This is a genomic window from Mycobacterium sp. AMU20-3851 (assembly GCF_043974665.1).
Lineage (GTDB): Bacteria > Actinomycetota > Actinomycetes > Mycobacteriales > Mycobacteriaceae > Mycobacterium.
On sequence record NZ_CP146371.1, the window covers coordinates 5,713,044 to 5,736,116 of the forward strand.

Genomic DNA, 23,073 nt, shown 5'->3' on the forward strand with positions numbered 1-23,073 from the left:
GCGCAGCGTGGATCAGATCATCAAGAGCAAATAAGGAGCTGACGTGTTCGCCTGGTGGGGTCGAACGGTGTACCAATTCCGATACATAGTGATCGGGGTCATGGTCGCACTGTGCCTTGGTGGCGGCGTATACGGGGCCAGTTTGGGTTCCCACGTCACCCAGAGCGGTTTTTTCGATGAGGGCAGCCAGTCCGTCCAAGCCTCGTTGCTCGGCGACGAAGTGTACGGGCGCGACCGCGGCAGCCATGTGGTGGCGATCCTGACGCCACCGGATGACGAGAAGATCACCGACAAGGCCTGGCAGAAGAAGGTCAGCGGCGAACTCGACGCTCTGGTCGAGGACCATCCGGATCAGGTGGTCGGCTGGGTCGGCTGGCTCAAGGCCCCCGATGCACCTGCGGTCGCCGCGATGAAGACCGACGATCTGCGGACCACCTTCGTCAGCATCCCGCTCAAGGGCGAGGATGACGACTCCATCTTGAAGAACTACCAGACCGTCGAACCGGCCATGCGCGCCATCAACGACGGCAACATCCAGCTCGCCGGCCTCAACCCGATCGCCAGCGAACTCACCGGAACAATTGCCACCGACCAGAAACGTGCCGAGCTGGCGATCGTGCCGCTGGTCGCGGTCGTGCTGTTCTTCGTGTTCGGCGGCGCCGTAGCCGCAGCCCTGCCCGCCATCATCGGTGGTCTCACGATCGCCGGGGCGCTGGGCATCCTGCGGTTCACCGCCGAGTTCATGGATGTGCATTTCTTCGCCCAACCCGTGGTGACGATGATGGGTTTCGGCATCGCAATCGACTACGGCCTGTTCATCGTGAGCCGGTTCCGCGAGGAGCTGGCCGAGGGCTACGACGTCGAGGCGTCCGTGCGGCGATCGGTGATGACCTCGGGCCGGACGGTGGCGTTCTCCGCGGTCATCATCGTGGCGTCCTCCCTCCCGCTGCTGCTCATCCCGCTGGGCTTCCTCAAGTCGATCACCTACGCGATCATCGCGTCGGTGCTGTTGGCCGCATTCCTGTCGATCACCGTGCTTCCGGCCACGCTCGGCATTCTCGGGCCCAGAGTGGACGCGCTCGGTGTCCGCACCCTGCTCAAGATCCCGTTCCTGGCCAACTGGCCGTTCTCCCGCAGGATCATCGACTGGTTCGCCGAGAAGACCCAGAAGACCAAGACGCGCGAAGAAGTCGAGAAGGGTTTCTGGGGCAAGCTCGTCAACGTCGTGATGAAGCGGCCGATCGCATTCGCCGCCCCGATCCTGATCATCATGGTCCTGCTGGTCATCCCGTTGGGCCAGCTCGCGCTGGGCGGATACAGCGAGAAGTATCTGCCGCCGGACAATCCCGTGCGGATGGCCCAGGAGCAGTTCGACAAGCAGTTCCCCAGCTTCCGTACCGAACCGCTCACCCTGGTGATCCGCAGCGACAACGACGAGCCGATCACCGATCAGCAACTGGCCGAACTGCGCTCCAAGGCCCAGACGGTGCCCGGCTTCATCGGTACCGACGATCCCTCGACCATGTGGCAGGAACGCGCGGTGCAAGAGGGCGGATCCAAGGATCCGTCTGTCCGGGTGCTGCAGAACGGCCTGGTCAACAGCGCTGACGCACCGGCCCGGATCGAGGAGCTACGGGCCCTGTCACCACCGCATGGCACCACGGTGTACGTCGGCGGCACACAGGCGCTGGCCCAGGACAGCATCCAGAGCCTGTTCGACAATCTGCCGATGCTGGTGGTGCTCCTGGTGATCACCACGACGATCCTGATGTTCCTGGCGTTCGGCTCGATCGTGTTGCCCATCAAGGCCGCACTGATGAGCGCGCTGACGCTGGGATCCACGATGGGCATCCTGACCTGGATGTTCGTCGAGGACGGCCACGGCTCCGGGCTGCTGAACTACACGCCGCAGCCGCTGATGGCACCGATGATCGGCCTGATCATCGCGGTGATCTGGGGGCTGTCCACCGACTACGAGGTGTTCCTGGTGTCGCGCATGGTCGAGGCCAGGGAGCGCGGCATGTCCACCGCGGAGGCGATCCGCATCGGTACCGCGACCACCGGTCGCCTGATCACCGGTGCCGCCCTGGTGCTGGCCGTGGTGGTCGGCGCGTTCGCGTTCTCGGATCTGGTGATGATGAAGTACCTGGCCTTCGGCCTGCTGATCGCGCTGCTGCTGGATGCGACCGTGATCCGGATGTTCCTGGTGCCGGCCATCATGAAGCTGCTCGGCGACGATTGTTGGTGGGCACCGCAGTGGATGAAGCGGGTCCAGGAGAAAATCGGTCTCGGTGAGACCGAGCTGCCCGACGAGCGCAAGCGGCCGGTGCAGCGTGAGCCCGAGCACGAGGTGGCCGATCAGGCTGCCCTGGTCGGCGCCGGTGGCCCCGCCCACCCGCCCGCCCAGCATGATCCGGGCCACCCGGTCCCGGGTGCGCGCGGCCCGCTGCCGCCGGTCCGCCCGTCGGGTCCGTCGGCCGCCGGGACCACCCGCATCCCCACGCCGCCGCCCGGACCGGCGCCGGAGGAACCCACCACACGCTTTGCCGCCCAACCGGATTCGGCGAAGACGACGGCCATCAACGCGGTAAACGCCGCACCGACCGAGCGCACCCCGCGGGTCGACCCGGCCCCCGGCCGGGAACGCCGCGAGATCGAGTCGTGGCTGGGTGAGCTGCGCGGAAACACCCCGACCACCGCGATCCCGACCGGCAATCCGGCTCCGCCGGTGCGGCCGTCGGCCGAACCCACCCGGGCCATCGGGGATCCGGGCAGCGAACCCACGACCGCCATTCCGGCGCAGCGGGCTTCGGGTGACCCGGAGTCGACCGAGAAGATCGATACCCGCGACACCGGCGATGCGCCGACCCGACGCGGCGGCGGTGTCAGCGCGGCGGATCTGCTGCGCCGGGAGGGTCGTCTGTAAGGCCTTCGGGTTCCAGTTCTGCGGCCACCTGTTCCTGCTCCGCTTGCGGGTCGGGTGCCAGCAGGACCCGCACCGCGCTGTTGAGCACGGCGAGGACGGGCACCGCGAGCAGTGCGCCGACGATGCCCGCGAGCACACCGCCACCGGCGATGGCCAGCACCACCGCCAACGGGTGCACGGCCACTGCCCGGCCCATCACGACCGGTTGCAGCACATGGGATTCCAACTGCTGCACGGCCAGGATCAGGCCGAGGGTGATCAGCGCGTAGACCCAGCCCTTGGCGATCAGCGCCACGATGACGGCCACCCCGCCGGTGAGCACGGCACCGATCAGCGGGACGAAGGCGCCCAGGAACACCAGGGAGGCCAACGGCAGCGCCAGCGGCACACCCATGATGGCCAGGCCGGTGCCGATACCGACCGCGTCGACCAGGGCCACCAGGCAGGTGGCCCGCACGTAACCGGTCAGCGAATTGAAACCGGCCCGCCCGGCGTCGCGCACCCGTTCACGCACCGAGGACGGGAAGATCCTCGTGACGTAGGCGAAGATGGCCCGCCCGCCCTGCAGCAGGAAGATCAGGGTGAACAGCACCAGCAGTGCGCCGGTGAGGATCTCGGTGACGGTGGCGGCGGTGGACAGCGCGCCGCTGGTGACCTTGGCCTGGTTCTCCTGCAGCGTCTGGATCAGGGCGTCACCGGCGTGGTCGATCTGCTCCTTGCTGAGGTGTAGCGGGCCGGAGATCAACCAGTTCCGCACGCCGTCCACGCTCGCGGTGACCTGTTCCACGAGAGCTGGTGCACCCGTGATGAATTGGCTGACGACGAAGCTCAGGATGCCGCCCACCCCGGCGATGGCGCCGAGCAACACGATCGCCACCGCGCCGCCGCGCGGCACCCGGCGGGCGGCCAGCGCGTCCACGGCGGGCAGCAACAGCGCCGAGAACATGGCCGCCAGCGCCACCGGGACCACGATCAGCAGGATGTGGCTGATCACCCACAGCAGGAACACCACCGCGATGCCCAGGATCAGCAGCCGCCAAGCCCAGGCCGCGCCCTTGCGGACGAGCGGATGCACCGACTGGTCGGCGGCAGAATCTATCGACATGGGCCTACCGTACGACCGGGATGCGGCGCGCCGTGGGAACCGACCGATACCCGAAGTGCACGCCGTTACTCTTACAGCGTGTCGCACGACGCGCCGATGAGCGACGCCCCTGGCCAGGATGCACGCCCTCGTGGCAAGTACTGGTGGGTCCGGTGGGCGGTCATCGCGGTCGCGGTGGTGGTGCTGACCGTCGAACTCGCGCTGGTCTGGGACCAACTGGCCAAGGCGTGGAAGAGCCTGCTGTCGGCGAACTGGTGGTGGGTGCTGGCCGCCGTGGCAGCGGCGATGGCCTCGATGCACAGCTTCGCCCAGATCCAGCGCACCCTGCTGCGCTCGGCCGGGGTCACCGTGCGGCAATGGCGGTCTGAGGCCGCGTTCTATGCCGGCAACGCGCTGTCCACCACCCTGCCGGGCGGCCCGGTGCTATCGGCCACGTTCGTCTACCGCCAACAGCGCATCTGGGGCGCCTCCCCGGTGGTGGCGTCCTGGCAGCTGGTGATGTCGGGCGTGCTGCAGGTCGTCGGGCTGGCGCTGCTGGGGTTGGGCGGAGCATTCCTGCTGGGCGCCAGTAAGAATCCGCTGTCTCTGATCTTCACCCTCGGGGGGTTCTTCCTGCTGCTGGTGCTGGCCCAGTCGGTGGCCTCCAACCCCCAGCAGATCGACGGTATCGGCGTCCGGCTGCTGTCCTGGTTCAACTCGCTGCGCAACAAACCCGCCGACACCTGGCTGGACAAGTGGCGGGAGATGCTGCGCCAGCTGGAATCGGTGAAACTGAGCCGCCGGGCACTGGGCAACGCATTCAGCTGGTCGTTGTTCAACTGGATCGCCGACGTCGCCTGCCTGGCGTTCGCCGCGTACGCCGCGGGCGGTCACCCGTCGCTGGCCGCGCTGACGGTGGCCTACGCCGCCGCCCGCGCGGTCGGGTCCATCCCGCTGATGCCGGGCGGTCTGCTGGTGGTCGAGGCGGTGCTGGTACCCGGCCTGGTCTCCAGCGGGATGACGCTCGCCTCGGCGATCTCGGCCATGCTCATCTACCGGATGGTCAGCTGGATCTTCATCTCGGCGATCGGCTGGGTGGTGTTCTTCTTCATGTTCCGCACCGAGATGGACGTCGACCCCGACGCCACCGAACCCGAGCCCGAGGAGCCGCAGTGAGATCCACGATTCGTCGTGCCGCCACCCTGCTCGGCGCGTGGGCTGTGCTGACCGGATGTTCGAACGGTACCGAGCCGGCTTCGCCGGCAACAGATTCCAGCCCGTCGGCAACGGCGGCACCCGCACCGACGCCCGACGCCCTGCCCATCGAGCCCACACCGATTCTGGCGAAGGCACTTTCCCAGCCGGTCCCGGTGCCGGCCACCGACGGCAGAACCCACCTGGCCTACGAGCTGTACCTGACCAACGCCACTGGCCAGGACATCGATCTGGATTCGCTCACGGTCAACGCCGGCGAGCGAAAGTTGTTGACGCTGAACGGCGAAGAACTGCGTAACCGCACCCGGCTGCTGGGGGCCACGAGCGAACCGGCCGACGTATTCGGGCCGGCCCAGAGCGGGGTCGTCTGGATCGACGTCGCACTGGACGAGCAGGATGTGCCGCAGCAACTTTCGCACACCATCGCGGTCAAGCTGAGCCGGCCGATGCCTCCGCTGCTGCCCGCCGAGATGGCCGAGGAGGTCGCCCCGGTGGTCGTGTCCACACGCGCGCCGGTCGTCATCTCTCCCCCACTGCGCGGACCGAACTGGTTGGCCGCCAACAGTTGCTGCGACGAGATGACCTCGCACCGGATGGCACTCAACCCGATCAGCGGCGACCTGTGGGCCGCGGAACGCTTCGCCATCGACTACCTGCAACTCGACGCCGACGGCGCGCTCTACAAGGGTCCGGCCACCGAGCTGGCGAGTTACCCGTTCTACGGTGCGGACATCCTGGCGGTGGCCGACGGGCCGGTGGTGTCGGTGCTGGACGGCCTGCCCGAACAGATCCCGACCGCCGACGTCACCGGCCTGACCCTGCCGGAGTACGGCGGCAATCACGTCGTGCAGGACATCGGTGACGGCAACTACGCGTTCTACGCCCACCTGAAAACCGGTTCGGTGCAGGTGAAGCCGGGCGATCACCTGAGCACCGGCCAGGTGCTCGGACACCTCGGCAATACCGGGAACACCGATGCGCCGCACCTGCACTTCCACGTGATGAACACGCCCGACCCGCTGGCCGCCGACGGTCTGCCGTTCCTGTTCGACTCGTTCACGGTCGACGGACGACTGTCCTCGTCGGCGGATCTGACCGCACTGCTGACCGGCGGTACGGTGCAGATGGCACCGGGGAGCAACCCGCGTACCGAGACCGATCTGAGCCCCCTGGTGATGGATGTGATGAGTAATGCCGCAAACTAACCCGACGCGCAGCACGGTGACCGCCCTGGCCACCGACCTGGTCTGCGTGATCGTGTTCTGCACCATCGGCCGGCGCAGTCACGCCGAGGGTCTCACCGTGGCCGGTATCGCCGAAACCGCCTGGCCGTTCCTGACCGGGACGCTGGCCGGCTGGCTGGCGGCGCGCGCCTGGCAGCGACCCGCCAGCCTCTACCCGACCGGCGTGATCATCTGGGTGGTCACCGTGGTCGTCGGAATGTTGTTGCGCAAGGCCACTTCTGCGGGCACTGCCGGAAGCTTCATCGTGGTGGCCTCGATCACGACCGCCGTCTTGCTGCTCGGCTGGCGCGCCATCGCGAAGGTTCTGGCGCGACGCTGACGTCGTCCGGTTCCCGGCCCGGCTCGGCCTGATCCGGGGCACGATCGGAGATGGTCAGGGTGGCGCGCAGCCCGCCCAGCGGACTGTCCGACAGTTGCAGCCGTCCGCCGTGCAGAGCCGCCTGCTGGGTGACCAGCGCCAGCCCCAGGCCGGAACCGCCCGGTGCGGCCGTGCTGCCACGGGCGAACCGGCCGAGCACCACCGTGCGCTCCTCGGCGGGTAGCCCGCACCCGTCGTCGTCGACCACGATGAGCAGGCGGCCGTCCGGGTTTCGGGTGCCCGAGAGCACGATCCGCCCGGCCCCGCCGTGCGCGACGGCGTTGCGCACCAGGTTGTCCACCGCCAGCCGCAGCCCGCCGGGCCACCCCCACACCATGCCGAGGTCGTCATCTACCTCCACGGCGATATCGACCGGCGGGTCGGTGCGTGCGTTCTCCCGGGCCACCCGATCCAGTAGATCGGTGATGTCGATCAGTTCGCGGTCCTCGGCCTGGGCGAGCTGACCGGAGGCCAGTTGGCCCAGCGCGGTGATGATGGCCTCCACCCGGCGCTGGGCGCGCAGCAGGTCGGCCACCACCTCATCGCGTTCCTCGGTCGGCAGATCGTGGATGCGCAGGGTGTCCAGGTCGGCGCGCATGGCGGTCAGCGGCGTGCGCAGTTCGTGCGCGGCGTTGGCGGCGAAATCCTGTGCGGCCTGCAGGGACCGGGTGGTCGCCTGCTGCGCGGTGACCAGCCGGCTGAGCATCCCGGCCATCGCGTCGGACAGTTCCTCGGCTTCCCGGGCGCCGGTCACCGCGGGCACCTGCGCCCCGGTTCTGGCGCCCTTGCCCAGCAGTTTGGTCTGCTCGGTCAGCCGGCGCAGCGGGCGCACCGCCGGGCCGGCCAGCAGCCAGCCCAGCCCGCCGGCCACCAGCACCGTCAGCACCCCGACCGCCAGATAGATCGGAATCCTGGCCTGGCTCAACAGGATGCTGTCCGCCCGGATACCGATCGACAGCAGCACCCCGCCGCCCTGCTGATCCATCGGGATGGTGCGGACCCGGTACTCCACACCGTTGACCTCGACGGTCTCGGTACCCGGCGGCAGCGCGGGCAGCTGGAAGCCGCGCTGGAACATCACCTGGCCGGTGGACCGGGACCGTCCGGTGGTCAGCACACCGCGGCGGGGATCGGAGAGCTGCTCGGGAAACATGCTCGCTTCGACGATCGCGTCCAGGCGCCGATCGAGTTGGGCCGCATCGTTGTTCACCAGCACCACCGTGGTCAGCACGGTGAACGCGGCGACCACCGCGGATGCGGCGATCGCCGAGGCGACGGCCACCCGGGTCCGCAGGGATGCGGACCTGCCGAGCAGCGGAAGGGACAACCGCACGGGTTACGCCTCCTCCCGCAGCACGTACCCGATACCGCGGACGGTGTGGATGACCCGCGGCCGGTCCTGGCGCTCCAGCTTGCGCCGCAGGTAGGAGATGAAGACGTCGGCGACGTTGGTGTCCACGTCGAAGTCGTAGCCCCACACGAGCTCGAGCAGACGCTGCCGGGTCAGCACCACACCGGCGTTCTCGGCCAGCACCGCCAGCAGGTCGAACTCCCGCTTGGTCAGCTCGGCGCGTTCACCGTCGACGTAGACCAGCCGACGCGCGGTGTCGATGGTCAGCGGGCCCACGATCATGACGTCGGAGGCCTGTTCGGAGTGGCTGGACCGGCGTAACAGGGCGTGCAGCCGGGCGACGAGCTCACCGAGGTCGAACGGTTTGGTCAGGTAGTCGTCGGCGCCGGCCTCCAGGCCGGCGATCCGGTCGTTGACGGTGTCGCGGGCCGAGAGCACGCAGATCGGGATGTCGTTGCCGAGTGCCCGCAGCGCGGTCACCACGGCGACCCCGTCGAGTTCGGGCATCTGTACGTCGAGCACCAGGGCGTCGTGCGCCTCGTTGGAGAGCAGCCGCAGCGCCTCCTTGCCGTTGGAGGCCACCCGGACGTCGAAGCCGGAATGCCGCAACCCGCGCGCCACAGAGGTCCGCACGTCCGGGTCGTCGTCGACCATCAGGACCGTCCGGCCGGTGCTCTCCGACGAGGAATGCTCGATTGTGGTGCGCACCCCTGGATTATGGCCGTTTCGGGACCATCCGCTCAGTTATGCCCTCGGTGACGCCCCGCACCGTCATCCGGTGGTGGTGGCGGCGGGGCCCGGCAGCGGTCCGGTGCCGGCGGTGGCGGCGGGCTTCGGCGTCCCGGCCGAGGACACCGCCTCGGCGGCGCCCTCCGCGCCCGCGGTCACCAGCGCGTCCAGCCCGCCCGGCGACTGGACACCCTGCATGACGCCGAGCAGCTGCGGCAGGCTCACCGGCAGCTTGCACTGGGTGGACAACCGGACCAGCGGTGCCTGCAGCCGCTGCAGGTCGCCGGCCGCCTCAGGGTTGGCGTCCAGGTAGGTCTTCGTCGCGACCAAGGACTGCGGTCCGGCCGGCTGGGCGGCGATCGCGGTCAGCGCCTGGTTGGTCTCCGGGTGCGCGTCCAGGTAGGTGCCGATCGAGGTGGACACCGCGCCGACCGTCTTGGCGATCTGGCTGGCGGCGCAGGGGTCCGGCGCGGCGTCGGCGGCAGGGGCATGTGCTGCGGCGACACCGAACAGCGCGGTCCCGCCGACGGCGGTTCCAGCGAACGCGGCGAGTAGTCCGCGACGCACGCTGGCAGTGATGACGGTCATGGGCGCTCCTTCGGGCAATGCACGTTCAACCGGCTCGCGAACAGTCGCGATCGTCAGTGCTCGAATCCCCGACCCAGTACTGAACCTGCGCCATCATGCCATCTGCCGCACCGCACGGCCACCTTCACAGCAAACTTGCAGGTGGTCCCGGGTGTGGGCCGGGGGGACCTCGGCCCGGCCGAACATTTCGGGCTGGTCACAAGTGAAATCGACGCCCCGACAGCTCACAGGCTGCTGCGGTACGCTCTCGCTTACCGGCCAAGCGGGGAGAAATGCGAGGGGCGCCATCCAGCAGTTCATGATGCGCTTGAGCAGCAGCCTGCGCAGATATCGCTGGGCGGTGTTTGTGGTCTGGGTTCTGCTGCTGGTGCCCTCCGTTTACCTGGCGATGAACCACTCCGACCAGCTCACCGGTGGTGGGTTCGAGGTCGAAGGGTCGCAATCGCTGCACGTTCAGCAGCAGCTCGAGGAACAGTTCCCCGAACAGGGCGCCTCGCCGCTGGCTCTGGTGGCGGTGCCCCGCGCGGACGCGTCGTTCGAGGACATGAACGCCGCCGTGGCGCAGTTGCAGCGCATCGCCTCCGAGGTGCCCAGCATCAAAGAGATCCCCAATCCGCAGCAGCCGCCGCCCGCGCCGGACCGCCCCTATGTGGTCCAGCTGCAGATGGACTTCAACAACAGCGGGGCCGTCGACATCGCCAATCAGCTTCGCGAGAAGGTCGGCATCGAGGGGGACACCGCCGGCGCCACCGAGGACGGCAAGGTCCGCCTGCACGTCATCGGTCAGGGCGCGCTCGGCGCCGCCGCGCAGTACGCCACCAAACACGACGTCGCGCAGGCCGAGAAGTGGAACCTGCCGGTTGTGCTGATCATCCTGCTCGCGGTGTTCGGTTCGCTGGCCGCGGCGGCGATGCCCCTGCTGCTCGGGGTGTGCACCGTGGCGGTGACCATGGGCGTGGTCTTCCTGTTGTCCTCGGTCACCACGATGAGCGTGTTCGCCACCTCCACGGTGTCGATGTTCGGGATCGCGCTGGCCGTCGACTACTCCCTGTTCATCCTGATGCGATACCGCGAAGAACTGCGGGCCGGCCGCGACACCGCGCAGGCGGTCGACGCGGCGATGGCGACCTCCGGCCTGGCGGTGGTGCTGTCCGGTCTGACCGTGATCGCCTCGGTGACCGGCATCTACCTCATCAACACCCCGGTGCTGCAGTCCATGGCCACCGGCGCCATCCTGGCAGTGGCCGTCGCGGTGCTGACCTCGACCACGCTGACCCCGGCGGTGCTGGCCACCTTCGGCCGGTCGGCGGCCAAGCGTTCCCGGTTGCTGCACTGGTCGCGCCGGCCCGACACCACCCAGTCCCGGTTCTGGACCCGGTGGATCGGCAGCGTCATGCGGCGACCGTGGCTGTCGGCGTCACTGGCCGCGGTCTTCCTGCTCACCATGGCCGCGCCGGCGTTCGCGATGACGCTCGGCAACAGCATGCTGCGCCAGTTCGATCCCACCCACGAGATCCGGGGCGGGGTCAACGCGGCCGCCGAGGCGCTCGGGCCGGGCGTGCTCGGGCCGGTCCGGGTGCTGGTGACCTTCCCCGACGGCGACGCCGACGGACCGGCGTCTCGCGCCACGCTGGACAGCATCTCGATGCGGATGTCGCAGGCGCCCAATGTCGCGACGGTGTCCCCGCCGGCCCTCGGCAAGGACGACGACAGCGCGCTGATGTCGGCGGTCCTCTCGGTGGACCCCGAGGATTTCCGGGCCCGCGAGACCGTCGACTGGCTGCGCGCCGAGCTACCCGGGGTGGACAGCGACGTCCGCATCGACGTCGGCGGCCCGACCGCGCTGATCAAGGATTTCGACGATCAGGTCTCCCAGGTCCAGCCGCTGGTGTTCGTCTTCGTCTCGGTCATCGCGTTCGTGATGCTGCTGATCGCCATCCGCTCGGTGTTCCTCGCCCTCAAGGGTGTGCTGATGACGGTGCTGTCGGTGGCGGCCGCCTACGGCAGCCTGGTGGTGGTGTTCCAGTGGGGCTGGCTGGAGGATCTGGGCTTCGCGCCGCTGGAGTCGCTGGACAGCACGGTGCCCCCGCTGGTGCTGGCGATGACGTTCGGCCTGTCGATGGACTACGAGATCTTCCTGCTGACCAGGATCCGGGAACGGTATCTGATCACCAACAACACCCGGGACGCCGTCACCTACGGGGTGTCCACCAGCGCCCGCACCATCACCAGCGCGGCACTGATCATGATCGCGGTGTTCATCGGGTTCGCGTTCGCGGGCATGCCGCTGGTCGCCCAGATCGGGGTGGCCTGCGCGACGGCCATCGCCGTCGACGCGACCATCGTGCGGCTGATCCTGGTGCCCGCGCTGATGGCGATGTTCGACGAGTGGAACTGGTGGCTGCCGCGGTGGCTGGACCGGATCCTGCCGTCGGTGGACTTCGAGAAGCCGCTGCCCAAGGTCGACATCACCGACCTGGTGATGGTCCCCGAGACGGCGGCCGCCGCACCCAGCGGGGACCTGCGGACGGTGGTCAAGAGCGCTGCGAAGCTGAAAAGCCTTGCCCCGCAAACCGTGGTGGTACCCGATCCGCTGGCGTTCAGCGGATGCGCCCCCGACCCCGAGGTGGTGGGCGGGCGCCGGTTCAGCGGGCGGATCCCGACCATGGCCAGGCCGGTGCACCCGATCACCATGTGGCGCGGCCGGCTCGACGTCGCGCTCGATGCCCTGGCCACCGCCTCCGATTCCGAACGCCTGCCGGTGCAACGCCGCGGCCCCATGGAAGCCACCACCGTCCAGTTGCCGACCGGGGACCGACTGCTCGTCCCGACCGGTGCCGAAACGCTGCGGCTGAAGAGCTATCTGCTGATGTGCCGCAACAGCACGCGCGACTACACCGAGTTCGCCCGGCTGGTGGATTCCATGGAAACCCACACCGCCGCTGAAGTCCTGACCAAAATGGACCGGTACTACTGTGGACATGGCCCGCGGGCGCACTGGGTGGCCACCCAACTGGTTCGGCGACTGGCCGACCCCCGTCCGTCGGATGAACCGGACGAGCCGGATCAGACCGACGCCGACTGGGCCACCGTCCGTCAGCGGTGCCTGTCGGTTGCCGTAGCGATGCTGGAGGAGACGAGGTGACGTTGTCGGCCAAGCCGGGAGTCCAGGGTGGCGCCGATGACCGTCCGGTCGAGTTCTGGCCCACGTCGGCGATCCGCGCCGCGCTGGACAACGACGATCTCGAGGTGTGGCAGCGCATCGTCGCCGCGATCAAGCGCGATCCGTTCGGCCGGACCGCCCGCCAGGTCGAGGAGGTGCTCGCCACCGAGCAGCCCTACGGGGTGTCGGCGGCGTTGACCGAGGTCCTGGAGAAGGCCCGACAGCATCTGGAGGCCAATGAGCGAGCCGAGGTGGCCCGCCACGTGCGGCAGCTGCTGGAACGCTCGGGGCTCGGCGCCCCGGAGTTCGCGTCGCGGATCGGGGTGAACCTGGACGACTTCGTGGAGTTCACCGATGGAGTCGCGACCCCGTCGGCCTCGATGATGATCCGGATGCGGCGGCTGTCGGACCGGTTCGCTCGCATCCGCGCCCAGCGCGCCGCCAACTCGGGTTAGCCGCTCTCGCCGAGCACCGTCAGCGCGCGTTGATCGGTGTCACGTCGGTCACCAGCCACCGGCCGTCCTCTTTCTCCAGCGTCACCCGCAACGCCAGCACCGCCACATCGGCCGGCTTGCCCGGCGCGTGCTGGGTGCCGCGCATCACCACCGCGACGCTGGCCACCGACGGACCGATGGCCTCCACCCCGGCCGACAGCGTCTGCGCCTGACCGGAGATCTTTCTGCTGGTCAAATCCTTTGCCACCGCGGCGAATTCATTACGGTAGGCCTCGGCGCGGCGCGGGGACATCAAGGCTGTGGCCCGGTCGATCGCCGCGTCGGGGCTGCTCGGCGAGAACGTCGCCGACGCCTCGGAAACACTGCTGGCGATCCCGACCACCTCGGCGCTGTCGGTGTTCAGATCCCGGTCCGGGATGGTCCACCGGGTGTAGCCGACGAACACCGCACCCACCAGTGCCACCGCCGCCACCGCCACCACCCCGAAGCGCAGCAGCGGGCCGTCGTCGTCGGTCCCGACGGTCACCCCGTCACGGCGGAACAGCGCCGCGTTGACCACCACGCCCTGCACGATCAGCAGGCACAGCGCCGTGCACACCGCCACCCACCAGCGCGGCCAGTCCAGCACCGCGCCGATCAGCAGCAGACCCGCGATCGCCGCCAGCGGCGCCAGGATGTCCACCCCGAGAACGCGCAACCGATTCCTCATCGGATCGCCTCCAGCTGCGAGATCAGCAGTTTGCCGTCCACATCCGAGACGTCCAGGCGCAGGTTCCAGCGCACCGTGGTCGGCTCGGCGCCGGCGTTCTGGCTCACCGAGGTGGCGACCACCAGCACGGTGTCGGTCCGGGAGGCGACCGTCGACAGCTCGGGCTGCTCGGGCTCCGGGCTTCCCGGCGGGTCACCTGGCCGGTGCTGCAGCGTCTCGATGGATACCGATTCGACCTGGCCGACGGTCTTGGAATCCAGTTTGGCCACCAGATCGGTGAACGGCTCGACCGTGTTGTCGAACTCCACGTTGAGCTGACCGACGGTGCCGTCGCGCAGTTGCTGCAGGTTCTGCGCCGCGGTGTCGGAGGTCAGATTGATCAGCAGACCCGTCCAGTCCGCCGCTGCCTGCAGCACCTCGGTCTGGTGTGTCCGCTCCGCCACCTCACTGCGGTGCCCGGACCAGACCAGCGTCGCCAGTACCGCGGCGGCCACCCCGATCACGCCGAACACCATCGCGGCGACGCCGTAGACCGACAGCCCCCGGGTTTGCTCATCAGGCATGGCCGTGAGGCTACCGGTGCCGCACCCCGATCCTCTGGCAGGATGTGAGAGTGACGTCAGATATCTCTTTGACCGAAGACATCCGATCCGGCATCGATCTGAGCTACGTCGACTCCGCGGTGCGTCCCCAGGACGATTTGTTCGGACACGTGAACGGCCGCTGGCTGGACGAATACCAGATCCCGGCCGACCGGGCCACCGACGGCGCGTTCCGCACCCTGGCCGACCGCGCCGAGGAGCAGGTCCGCGACATCATCACCGAGGCCGCCGCGGCCGAGGCGCCGGTCGGCACCGATCAGCGCCGCATAGGCGACCTGTACGCCAGCTTCATGGACACCGACACCGTCGCCCGTGTGGGAGTGGCGCCGCTGCTGGCCGAATTGGCCACCATCGCCGACGCCCCCGACCGCGAGGCGCTGGCCGTCGTCCTGGGCCGGCTGCAGCGCACCGGGATCGGCGGTGGCACCGGCGTGTACGTCGACACCGACTCCAAGGACTCCACCCGCTACCTGCTGCACATGTCGCAGTCCGGGCTCGGCCTGCCCGATGAGTCCTACTACCGCGAGGATTCCCACGCCGAGATCCTGGCCGCCTACCCGGGCCACATCACCCGGATGCTGACGCTCGTGTACGGGGGCGAGCGAAGCGACGGGGGCATTCACGGCGAGGGCCCGCATGCCCAGACCGCCGAGCGCATCGTGGCGTTGGAGACCAAGCTGGCGGCCGCGCACTGGGATGTGGTCAAGCGCCGCGACGCCGACCTCACCTATAACCTGCGCGCCTTCACAGAATTGGCCTCCGAGGCACCGGGATTCGACTGGTCCGGTTGGGTGGGCGCACTCGGGGCCGCACCGGCCGAGGTCGTGGTGCGCCAGCCCGACTATCTGACCGCGTTCGCCGCCCTGTGGGCGTCCGAGTCGTTGGAGGACTGGAAGCAGTGGCTGAGCTGGCGCGTCATCAGTTCCCGCGCCTCGCTGCTCACCGATGACCTGGTCGCCGAGAACTTCGCGTTCTACGGAAAGACGCTCAGTGGCACCGAGGCGATCCGCGACCGCTGGAAGCGCGGCGTCGGACTGGTCGAGAGCCTGATGGGCGATGCGGTCGGAAAGCTCTATGTGGAGCGGCATTTCCCGCCGGAAGCCAAGTCCCGGATGGACGAACTGGTGGCCAATCTGCGCGAGGCCTACCGCGTCAGCATCACCAACCTGCCGTGGATGACCCCGCAGACCCGTGAGCGCGCGCTGGAGAAGCTGGACAAGTTCACCCCGAAGATCGGATATCCGGCCCGCTGGCGCGACTACTCGGCGCTGACCATCGACCGCGCCGACCTGTACGGCAACTACCAGCGCGGGTACGCGCTGGAGTACGACCGCGATCTGGCCAAGCTGGGCGGTCCGGTGGATCACGACGAGTGGTTCATGACCCCGCAGACGGTCAACGCCTACTACAACCCGGGCATGAACGAGATCGTCTTCCCGGCAGCGATTCTGCAGCCGCCGTTCTTCGACGCCGGCGCCGACGACGCCGCCAACTACGGGGGCATCGGCGCGGTGATCGGGCACGAGATCGGGCACGGCTTCGACGATCAGGGCGCCAAGTACGACGGCGACGGAAACCTGGTGAACTGGTGGACCGACGCCGACCGCACCGAGTTCGGCCATCGCACCGCCGCGTTGATCGAGCAGTACGAGTCCTTCACGCCGCGCAATCTGGACCCCTCCCACCACGTGAACGGCGCGTTCACCGTCGGGGAGAACATCGGCGACCTCGGCGGGCTGTCCATCGCCCTGCTGGCCTACGAACTGTCCCTCGACGGCGAAGAAGCGCCGGTCATCGACGGGCTGACCGGGGTGCAGCGGGTGTTGTACGGGTGGGCTCAGGTGTGGCGCACCAAATCCCGTGACGCCGAGGCGATCCGGCGGCTCGCCACCGACCCGCACTCACCGCCGGAGTTCCGCTGCAACGGCGTCATCCGCAACCTGGACGCGTTCTACGAGGCGTTCGAGGTCGACGCCGACGATGAACTGTATCTGAAGCCCGAGCACCGGGTCCGCATCTGGAACTGATCGCTGAACCGAAAATCCCCCGAAACCTGATGGCTTCGGGGGATTTTCGCGTTCCAGTCGGTCAGGTCAGAACATCTGCCAGTCCGACGCACCGTCGGGCTGGTCGTACCAGCCGCCGTCGGTGTTCTTGATGACGACCGCGTCGCCGCTGCCGAAGTTGTCGTAGAACCACTTGGCGTCTTCGGGTGCGAGGTTGATGCAACCGTGGCTGACGTTCGAATTGCCCTGCGCGCCGACCGACCAGGGCGCACCGTGCACGAAGATGCCGCTGTTGTCGATGCGCACGGCATCCTTGACCGGCGTCTTGTACCCGTCCTCGGAGTCCACCGGGACCCCGTAGGTCGAGGAGTCCATCACCATGTCGGCGAACTTCTCCAGCACGTAGTAGGTGCCGTTCTTGGTGTCGTTGCCGGCCTTGCCCATCGACACCGGGAATTCCTTCTCGACCTCGCCGTCCCGCACCACAGTCATGGTCTTGGTGGCGTCGTCGATCGTCGCGACCAACTGTTCGGGGACGGTGAAGCTCGACTTGGTACCGGCGGCATCGATGCTCACCACGGTGCCGGCCGGCCAGAAGTCCTGGGGCCGCCAGCGCAGCTGGGTGTCGGTCACCCAGTAGAACCGGCCGGGCACCGGCGGGTTCGAGGTGATGTGCACCGCGTCCTGCGCCATCTGCCGGTTGGCGATGGGACGGGCGAAGTTGATGTAGATCGGTTTGGCGGCGCCCGCGATCGAGCCGTTCACCGGGTTGAACGTGGGCGGAACGAACGGCGGCAATCCACGGAACGGGTTCGGGTTCTGCCCGGCCGGGGTGCCTGCGGGGATCGGCAGCGGCTGTGCTCCCGGACCACCGACCGGGGCGAACGGATCACGTTCGGTCTCCGAGGACGACCCGAGCGGGTTCGCCGGTGCCGGCTGCGGCGCCGGCGGTTCTGCCTGGGCAGCCGGGCTGCCGAATCCGAATCCAACGACCAATCCGGCCGCCAAGATCGCGCTGGCGAGTCTGTTCCTCGTCCGCTGCGACATATGTCACCTCCACTGGCATATCTGCTGACCAGTGTGTCACAGGGCTGTCACCAGCTAACCCGCGACGAGGTCGGACGGACCCCTCATCACCACCCGACCTGTGTCACTGACCTGGGTGTTTGATCGTGGCGACGGTGGTGATCGTTACACCTGTGACGGCTCTCAGGACCGCACCAGCCGGGCGATGGCGGCCGACGCCTCGGCGAGTTTGGCGTCCGCCTGGCTGCCACCCTCGGCGACCGCCTGGGTGACGCAGTGCCCCAGATGCTCGTCGAGCAGGCCGAGCGCGACGGACTGCAGGGCACTGTTCACCGCGCTGATCTGGGTGAGGATGTCGATGCAGTACTTGTCGTCGTCGATCATCTTGGCGATCCCGCGGACCTGCCCCTCGATGCGGCGCAGGCGTTTGGCGTAATTCTCTTTCTGCGGCGAATAGCCGTGTTCGGCCGCAACCGTCTCGTCACTCATCGCTGTCCGCCTCCCAACAAGTGCTGCATCTGTTCGACCTCGGCCTGACGGGTCGACAGGACCGCCTGGGCCAGGGTTTTGGCGTTGATGTCCTCGCCGTCCTTGATCTCGGAGGACGCCATGATCATGACCGCCTGGTGGTGGTTGAGCATGGCCTGCAGCCACAGTGTGTCGAACTCCGGGCCGGTCAGCGACCCGAGGCGTTCGACGGCGCCGCGGTCGAACAGGTTGGGGCCCTCCGGGGGCGGCCCCTGACCGCCCTCCTCCCCGTCGCTCCACTGCACCAGCAGCGCGTTCACGGTGTCGCTCTGCTGGCGCTCGCTGCGGGCCAGCGCCTCGGCCGCCGCGATCACCGCCGGGTTACCGGAATTGGTGCGGGCCAGTTCCACCAGGTGGTCGACCTGCGGACGCTGGGCCAGCAAGCCGTAGGCGAAGGCACGGTCGGTGGCGTTGACTCCCGGTGTCAGACCGGCCTCGGCGGATGCGCCGGATTCCCCGGCCGCCGAGGGGGGCGCGTCCTGCCCGACGCAACCCGAGATCAGGGCGGCGACCGCCACAACGGCCAGCAGGGCCATCAATCGGGTCCGGGTCATGCCCCCAGGCTACCGGTACCCCAAGGGGGTATCCAGGAAAGGTTTGGGTCGGCCACCGGGCCACAGGCATACTTCTTCCATGCCCTCACCATCTGAAACTCGCCCCGGGGTGGACATCAAACCCCGCAGCCGCGACGTCACCGACGGCCTGGAGAAGACCGCAGCGCGCGGCATGTTGCGCGCGGTCGGCATGGGCGACGACGACTGGGCGAAACCGCAGATCGGGGTCGGCTCGTCGTGGAACGAGATCACGCCGTGCAACATGTCGCTGCAGCGCCTCGCCCAGGCCGTCAAGAGCGGTGTGCACGAGGCCGGGGGCTACCCACTGGAGTTCGGCACCATCTCGGTGTCCGACGGCATCTCGATGGGCCACGAGGGCATGCACTTCTCGCTGGTGTCGCGCGAGGTGATCGCCGACAGCGTCGAGACTGTGATGCAGGCCGAACGCCTCGACGGGTCGGTGCTGCTCGCCGGCTGCGACAAGTCGATCCCAGGCATGCTGATGGCCGCCGCCCGGCTCAACCTGGCGAGCGTCTTTCTCTACAACGGCTCGATCATGCCGGGTGTGGCCAAGCTGACCGACGGGTCCGAGAAGGAAGTCACCATCATCGACGCCTTCGAGGCGGTCGGCGCATGCGCCCGCGGGCTGATGTCGCGCGAGGACGTCGACATCATCGAACGCGCCATCTGCCCGGGCGAGGGTGCCTGCGGCGGCATGTACACCGCCAACACCATGGCCTCGGCCGCCGAGGCCCTGGGCATGTCGTTGCCGGGCAGCGCATCCCCGGTGGCGATCGACAAGCGCCGCGACGAGTACGCCCGCCGCTCCGGTGAGGCCGTGGTGGAGATGCTGCGCCGCGGGATCACCGCGCGCGACATCCTGACCAAGGAGGCCTTCGAGAACGCCATCGCGGTGGTGATGGCGTTCGGTGGCTCCACCAACGCGGTGCTGCACCTGCTGGCCATCGCCTGGGAAGCCGGTGTGGAGCTGACGCTGGCCGACTTCACCCGGGTCGGCAACAAGGTGCCCCACCTCGCCGATGTGAAGCCGTTCGGCGCCTACGTGATGAAGCATGTCGATGAGATCGGCGGCGTCCCGGTGGTGATGCGTGCGCTGCTGGATGCCGGTCTGCTGCACGGCGATTGCCTGACCGTCACCGGCAAGACGATGGCCGAGAACCTGGCCCACATCGAGCCGCCGGACCCGGACGGCAAGGTGCTGCGAGCGATGAACAACCCGATCCACCCGACCGGCGGGATCACCATTCTGCACGGATCGCTCGCCCCGGAGGGCGCGGTGGTCAAGTCTGCCGGCTTCGATTCGGATGTGTTCGAGGGCACCGCAAGGGTTTTCGAGCGCGAACGGGCGGCGCTGGATGCCCTGGAGGACGGCACCATCACCCACGGCGACGTCGTCGTCATCCGCTACGAGGGCCCCAAGGGCGGCCCGGGCATGCGGGAGATGCTGGCGATCACCGGCGCCATCAAGGGCGCCGGCCTGGGCAAGGACGTACTGCTGATGACCGACGGCCGGTTCTCCGGCGGCACCACCGGTCTGTGTGTCGGGCACATCGCCCCCGAGGCGGTGGACGGCGGCCCGATCGCGTTCGTCCGCGACGGTGACCGGATCCGCCTCGATGTCGCCAACGGAACACTGGACCTGTTGGTGGACGAGGCCGAATTCGAGTCCCGCAAAGCCGGTTTCGAACCGCTGCCCCCGGTCTACAAGACCGGCGTGCTGGCCAAGTACACCAAGCTCGTGGGCTCGGCTGCCGTCGGCGCGGTGTGCAGCTGAGACGCAGCGGATGACCACAACCGAAAACACCGCCGCAGCCCCGGCCGCGCGGCCGCCGTTCCAGTCCTTCACCAGCGTCATCGGCTCGGCGATCTTCGTCAGCCGCTGGCTGCAGGCACCGCTGTACCTCGGGCTCATCGTGGCCCAGGTGGTGTACGTGATCGTGTTCTGGAAGGAACTGATCCATCTCGCCAAGGATTTCAACCATCTGAACGAGGCCGCGGTGATGCTCATCGTGCTGGGCCTCGTCGACGTGGTGATGATCGCGAACCTGCTGATCATGGTGATCATCGGCGGTTATGAGACCTTCGTGTCGCGGATCCGGATGGACAGCCACCCGGACAAACCGGAATGGCTCAGCCACGTCAACCCGAACGTCCTGAAGGTCAAGCTGGCGATGTCGATCATCGGCATCTCGTCGATCCACCTGCTCAAATCGTTCATCAATGCCGACAATCTCGAGCCCGAAACGCTGAAGTGGCAGACCATCATCCACATGGCGTTCATCGCATCGGCCATCGGTCTGGCCTATGTGGACTGGATCTCGGCGAAGGTGGCCGCGATCAATCGCGCTGACGCACACTAGATCCGCAGAGACGGTCACCGGCAGCACAGGAGGTGCGAGATATGCCCACCACGTTCCCCGACGCCGCGGAGCTGGAGAGCGTGCTGGACCTCGCGGCGCGTGCGCCGTCGGCGGGCAACGCCCAGCCGTGGCGGTGGGTGGTCGACGACAGCGGTGTGCAACTGTCCGCCGACTGGACCCGCAGCCTCGGCGACACCGACGCCGACCGGCGCGACGTGCTGCTCAGCTGCGGGGCGGTATTGCACCACTGCGCAGTCGCATTCGCCGCCGCGGGGTGGGGCAGCCGCATCGTCCGCTTCCCGGATGACGGTGTGCTGGCGGCGTTCGAGCTGGAGCAGCACCCGCCCGGAGCGGGCAGTATGGAATTGGCCGGCGCGATCACCCGACGCCGGGCCGACCGGCGGCCGTACCGGGGCGCGCTGCCGGCGGGCACCATCGAACTGTTCGTGATCCGGGCACAGCGTCTCGGCGTGCAACTCGCGGTGGTGCCGGCCGGCCGGTGGGAGCGGGCCGGGGACACCGAGTTCGGGCTCGGTTACGGGGCCGACTCGGCCGGGCATCCGGGGGACGACGCAGTCATGCTCGTGCTGGCCACCGATACCGACACCGAGTTGTCCAGGCTCCGGGCCGGCGAGGCGCTCAGTGGGCTGACCCTGTCGGCGGCCGCACTGGGACTCGCCACCTGCCCGCTGACCGCACCGCTGCGCGACGCCCGCAACCGGTTGGCGCTGGCGTGTGAGGTGTTCGACGGGGAGGCCTATCCGCAGGTGCTGGTGCGGATCGGTCCGTCCGCGGTCGGCGCCCCGCTGCCGCCTGCGCAGCGCCGGTCGGTCGCGGAGACGACCACATTCAATCTCGCATAGCGAGGACGTTCAATCTCGGCTGATCCGCTCGACAGCCGCACCTGTCACGGAATCGCCTTCCGGTAGAAAGCTTTCCACGATATTCGCGCCGCGCCGCACACCGCCGGTCGCGGCGAACCCGCGGGCGACGGCGGCGGCTCCGTCGGCCATCGACATGGCATCGGCGACCGCGGCCCGCAAGGTCGCCGGGGTGAGCCGTTTGGCGGGTAGCCGGACCCCGCAGCGGGCCACCTCCACCCGCCGCGCCACCTCGAACTGATCGCGGCCGAACGGCACGGCGCAGACCGGGATGCCGCGGTCCAGGGCCTTCTGGGTGACCCCCATCCCGCCATGGGTGATGACGCACACCGCGCGTTCCAGCACCAGCGAATGCGGTACGAACTCCGACAGCGTCACCCCGGGGCGGTCGTCGGCGGTCGTCATGGTCCGGGCCGGCGAGGTCGCCACCAGGTGCAGTGCCTGGCCCTCCAGCGCTTCGACCGCGGTACGGATCAGCCGGTCATCGGCCTGCGGCACCGAGGAGGTGGTGACCAGCACGATCGGGTCCTCGACGTCGTGCAACCACCCCGGAGTCCGGGCCGGCGGCGGGTCGAACGAGGCCGGGCCGATCATCGCGACCGACGGACCCCAGTCGGTGTGCGGGTATTCGAACGGTTTGCCGGTGGCGACCAGCACGGCCGGTGCCCGCCGCAGCAGCTCGTTGGCCGACCGTACATCGGGCAGTCCCAGGCCGGCCCGCACCGGGTGCATACCGCGCCGGAACGGGCGGTCGAAGACCGCGCTGGTGACCAGCCCGACGCCCCAGTCCCGGATGCGTCCCAGCGGCCCGGGCCACGGCCGGGCACCGGGCCCGAACGGCGGTGATCCCGGTGACCGCAGGTACGGGGTGAAGGCCGAGAACACCACGAAGGCAAGGTCGTTCGCCTCGGCGAAGGAGATCGCCCCCCAACAGTTGGAATCCACGATGACCAGGTCGGGGGCAACCTCGCGTACCGCCTGCTCGATATCGCCGACCTCGACCGCCGCGCATGCGGTCAGGGCCCGGACGGTGCCACCGGCCGCCCGGAGCACGCCGCCGGCGCTGTTCTCGTTGTGCAGCGACTCGATGCGGGCGTCCACGGCACCTGCCTCGAACCCGAGGTCCCGGCACAGTTGCACCCCGTCGGCCAGGGTGCGGACACGGATCTGATGTCCGCGGGCGGCCAGTTCCTGCAGCAGCGCGCAGAAGGGGTACAGGTGCCCCAGCGCGGGCGATGTGTAGGCCAGGATGAGCGCCACGGCAGAGCCTCCT

20 protein-coding genes are annotated in these 23,073 nt (G+C 68.6%); 10 read left to right on the top strand and 10 right to left on the bottom strand.

The genetic code is table 11. From position 1 onward, the window contains the following. The first annotated feature begins 43 nt into the window (after positions 1 to 43). Positions 44 to 2,926, top strand: coding sequence for an MMPL family transporter (locus tag V4U86_RS27410; protein ID WP_395308979.1), 2,883 nt, complete (start codon positions 44 to 46; stop codon positions 2,924 to 2,926). Here V4U86_RS27410 and V4U86_RS27415 read toward each other — a convergent pair. Then, positions 2,886 to 4,031, bottom strand: coding sequence for an AI-2E family transporter (locus tag V4U86_RS27415; RefSeq protein ID WP_395308980.1), 1,146 nt, complete (start codon positions 4,029 to 4,031; stop codon positions 2,886 to 2,888). The genes V4U86_RS27410 and V4U86_RS27415 overlap by 41 nt on opposite strands. Before the next feature lie 78 nt (positions 4,032 to 4,109). On the opposite strand from V4U86_RS27415, the gene V4U86_RS27420 reads away from it, so the two are divergent. From V4U86_RS27420 to V4U86_RS27430, 3 genes are read left to right on the top strand one after another with little or no spacing between them, the layout of a single operon-like run. Further along, a complete protein-coding gene (locus V4U86_RS27420; protein WP_395308981.1) occupies positions 4,110 to 5,186 on the top strand; it encodes a lysylphosphatidylglycerol synthase transmembrane domain-containing protein in 1,077 nt (358 codons plus the stop codon). After that, the gene (locus V4U86_RS27425; protein ID WP_395308982.1) at positions 5,183 to 6,430 is read left to right on the top strand and encodes a M23 family metallopeptidase; all 1,248 of its coding nucleotides are present in this window, start codon (positions 5,183 to 5,185) and stop codon (positions 6,428 to 6,430) included. Before V4U86_RS27420 ends, V4U86_RS27425 begins: the two co-directional genes overlap by 4 nt. Beyond that, complete coding sequence (locus V4U86_RS27430; protein ID WP_395308983.1) at positions 6,417 to 6,788, top strand: DUF3054 domain-containing protein; 372 nt, start codon at positions 6,417 to 6,419, stop codon at positions 6,786 to 6,788. The genes V4U86_RS27425 and V4U86_RS27430 overlap by 14 nt, the downstream gene beginning before the upstream one ends. Here the strand turns inward: V4U86_RS27430 and V4U86_RS27435 are convergent. From V4U86_RS27435 to V4U86_RS27445, 3 genes are all read right to left on the bottom strand, one after another. After that, entirely contained in the window at positions 6,727 to 8,154 is a 1,428-nt protein-coding gene (locus tag V4U86_RS27435) for a sensor histidine kinase (RefSeq protein WP_395312235.1), read from the bottom strand. The genes V4U86_RS27430 and V4U86_RS27435 overlap by 62 nt on opposite strands. A gap of 9 nt (positions 8,155 to 8,163) precedes the next feature. Then, positions 8,164 to 8,832, bottom strand: coding sequence for a response regulator transcription factor (locus V4U86_RS27440; protein WP_395312236.1), 669 nt, complete (start codon positions 8,830 to 8,832; stop codon positions 8,164 to 8,166). 117 nt (positions 8,833 to 8,949) lie between these two features. Continuing rightward, on the bottom strand, positions 8,950 to 9,495 hold the full coding sequence (locus V4U86_RS27445) for a hemophore (RefSeq protein ID WP_395308984.1): 546 nt from the start codon (positions 9,493 to 9,495) through the stop codon (positions 8,950 to 8,952). A gap of 298 nt (positions 9,496 to 9,793) precedes the next feature. Here V4U86_RS27445 and V4U86_RS27450 point away from each other — a divergent pair, with 298 nt between their 5' ends. Together V4U86_RS27450 and V4U86_RS27455 are read left to right on the top strand one after the other, a co-directional pair. Then, complete coding sequence (locus V4U86_RS27450) at positions 9,794 to 12,640, top strand: MMPL family transporter (protein WP_395308985.1); 2,847 nt, start codon at positions 9,794 to 9,796, stop codon at positions 12,638 to 12,640. Continuing rightward, on the top strand, positions 12,637 to 13,113 hold the full coding sequence (locus V4U86_RS27455; RefSeq protein WP_395308986.1) for an XRE family transcriptional regulator: 477 nt from the start codon (positions 12,637 to 12,639) through the stop codon (positions 13,111 to 13,113). The genes V4U86_RS27450 and V4U86_RS27455 overlap by 4 nt, the downstream gene beginning before the upstream one ends. A gap of 19 nt (positions 13,114 to 13,132) precedes the next feature. Here V4U86_RS27455 and V4U86_RS27460 read toward each other — a convergent pair whose 3' ends face one another. Both V4U86_RS27460 and V4U86_RS27465 read right to left on the bottom strand, forming a co-directional pair. Further along, entirely contained in the window at positions 13,133 to 13,822 is a 690-nt protein-coding gene (locus V4U86_RS27460; RefSeq protein WP_395308987.1) for a hypothetical protein, read from the bottom strand. Further along, the gene (locus V4U86_RS27465) at positions 13,819 to 14,385 is read right to left on the bottom strand and encodes a hypothetical protein (RefSeq protein WP_395308988.1); all 567 of its coding nucleotides are present in this window, start codon (positions 14,383 to 14,385) and stop codon (positions 13,819 to 13,821) included. The genes V4U86_RS27460 and V4U86_RS27465 overlap by 4 nt, the downstream gene beginning before the upstream one ends. A gap of 68 nt (positions 14,386 to 14,453) precedes the next feature. Between V4U86_RS27465 and V4U86_RS27470 the strand changes: the two genes are divergently transcribed. After that, on the top strand, positions 14,454 to 16,451 hold the full coding sequence (locus V4U86_RS27470; protein ID WP_395312237.1) for a M13 family metallopeptidase: 1,998 nt from the start codon (positions 14,454 to 14,456) through the stop codon (positions 16,449 to 16,451). A 66-nt stretch (positions 16,452 to 16,517) separates the two neighbouring features. Here the strand turns inward: V4U86_RS27470 and V4U86_RS27475 are convergent, their stop codons facing one another. The 3 genes from V4U86_RS27475 to V4U86_RS27485 form a co-directional block, all read right to left on the bottom strand. Then, positions 16,518 to 17,477 (bottom strand): L,D-transpeptidase, encoded by a 960-nt coding sequence (locus tag V4U86_RS27475; protein ID WP_395308989.1) that lies wholly within the window; start codon positions 17,475 to 17,477, stop codon positions 16,518 to 16,520. A gap of 162 nt (positions 17,478 to 17,639) precedes the next feature. After that, positions 17,640 to 17,945, bottom strand: a complete 306-nt coding sequence (locus tag V4U86_RS27480) for a metal-sensitive transcriptional regulator (RefSeq protein ID WP_395308990.1) — start codon at positions 17,943 to 17,945, stop codon at positions 17,640 to 17,642. Continuing rightward, a complete protein-coding gene (locus tag V4U86_RS27485) occupies positions 17,942 to 18,538 on the bottom strand; it encodes a DUF305 domain-containing protein (RefSeq protein ID WP_395308991.1) in 597 nt (198 codons plus the stop codon). Before V4U86_RS27485 ends, V4U86_RS27480 begins: the two co-directional genes overlap by 4 nt. A gap of 79 nt (positions 18,539 to 18,617) precedes the next feature. Between V4U86_RS27485 and ilvD the strand changes: the two genes are divergently transcribed. The 3 genes from ilvD to V4U86_RS27500 are packed head-to-tail and all read left to right on the top strand — an operon-like array spanning position 18,618 to position 21,782. Continuing rightward, the gene (ilvD, locus tag V4U86_RS27490; RefSeq protein ID WP_395308992.1) at positions 18,618 to 20,333 is read left to right on the top strand and encodes a dihydroxy-acid dehydratase; all 1,716 of its coding nucleotides are present in this window, start codon (positions 18,618 to 18,620) and stop codon (positions 20,331 to 20,333) included. Between the two features lie 10 nt (positions 20,334 to 20,343). Next, positions 20,344 to 20,919: a TIGR00645 family protein gene (locus tag V4U86_RS27495; RefSeq protein WP_395308993.1), complete on the top strand. Its 576-nt coding sequence runs from the start codon at positions 20,344 to 20,346 to the stop codon at positions 20,917 to 20,919. A 41-nt stretch (positions 20,920 to 20,960) separates the two neighbouring features. Further along, the gene (locus V4U86_RS27500; RefSeq protein WP_395308994.1) at positions 20,961 to 21,782 is read left to right on the top strand and encodes a nitroreductase family protein; all 822 of its coding nucleotides are present in this window, start codon (positions 20,961 to 20,963) and stop codon (positions 21,780 to 21,782) included. A 9-nt stretch (positions 21,783 to 21,791) separates the two neighbouring features. Here V4U86_RS27500 and V4U86_RS27505 read toward each other — a convergent pair whose 3' ends face one another. Continuing rightward, positions 21,792 to 23,060 carry a glycosyltransferase gene (locus V4U86_RS27505; protein ID WP_395308995.1) on the bottom strand — a complete coding sequence of 423 codons (1,269 nt, stop codon included), beginning with the start codon at positions 23,058 to 23,060 and terminating at the stop codon, positions 21,792 to 21,794. Positions 23,061 to 23,073: the final 13 nt, after the last annotated feature.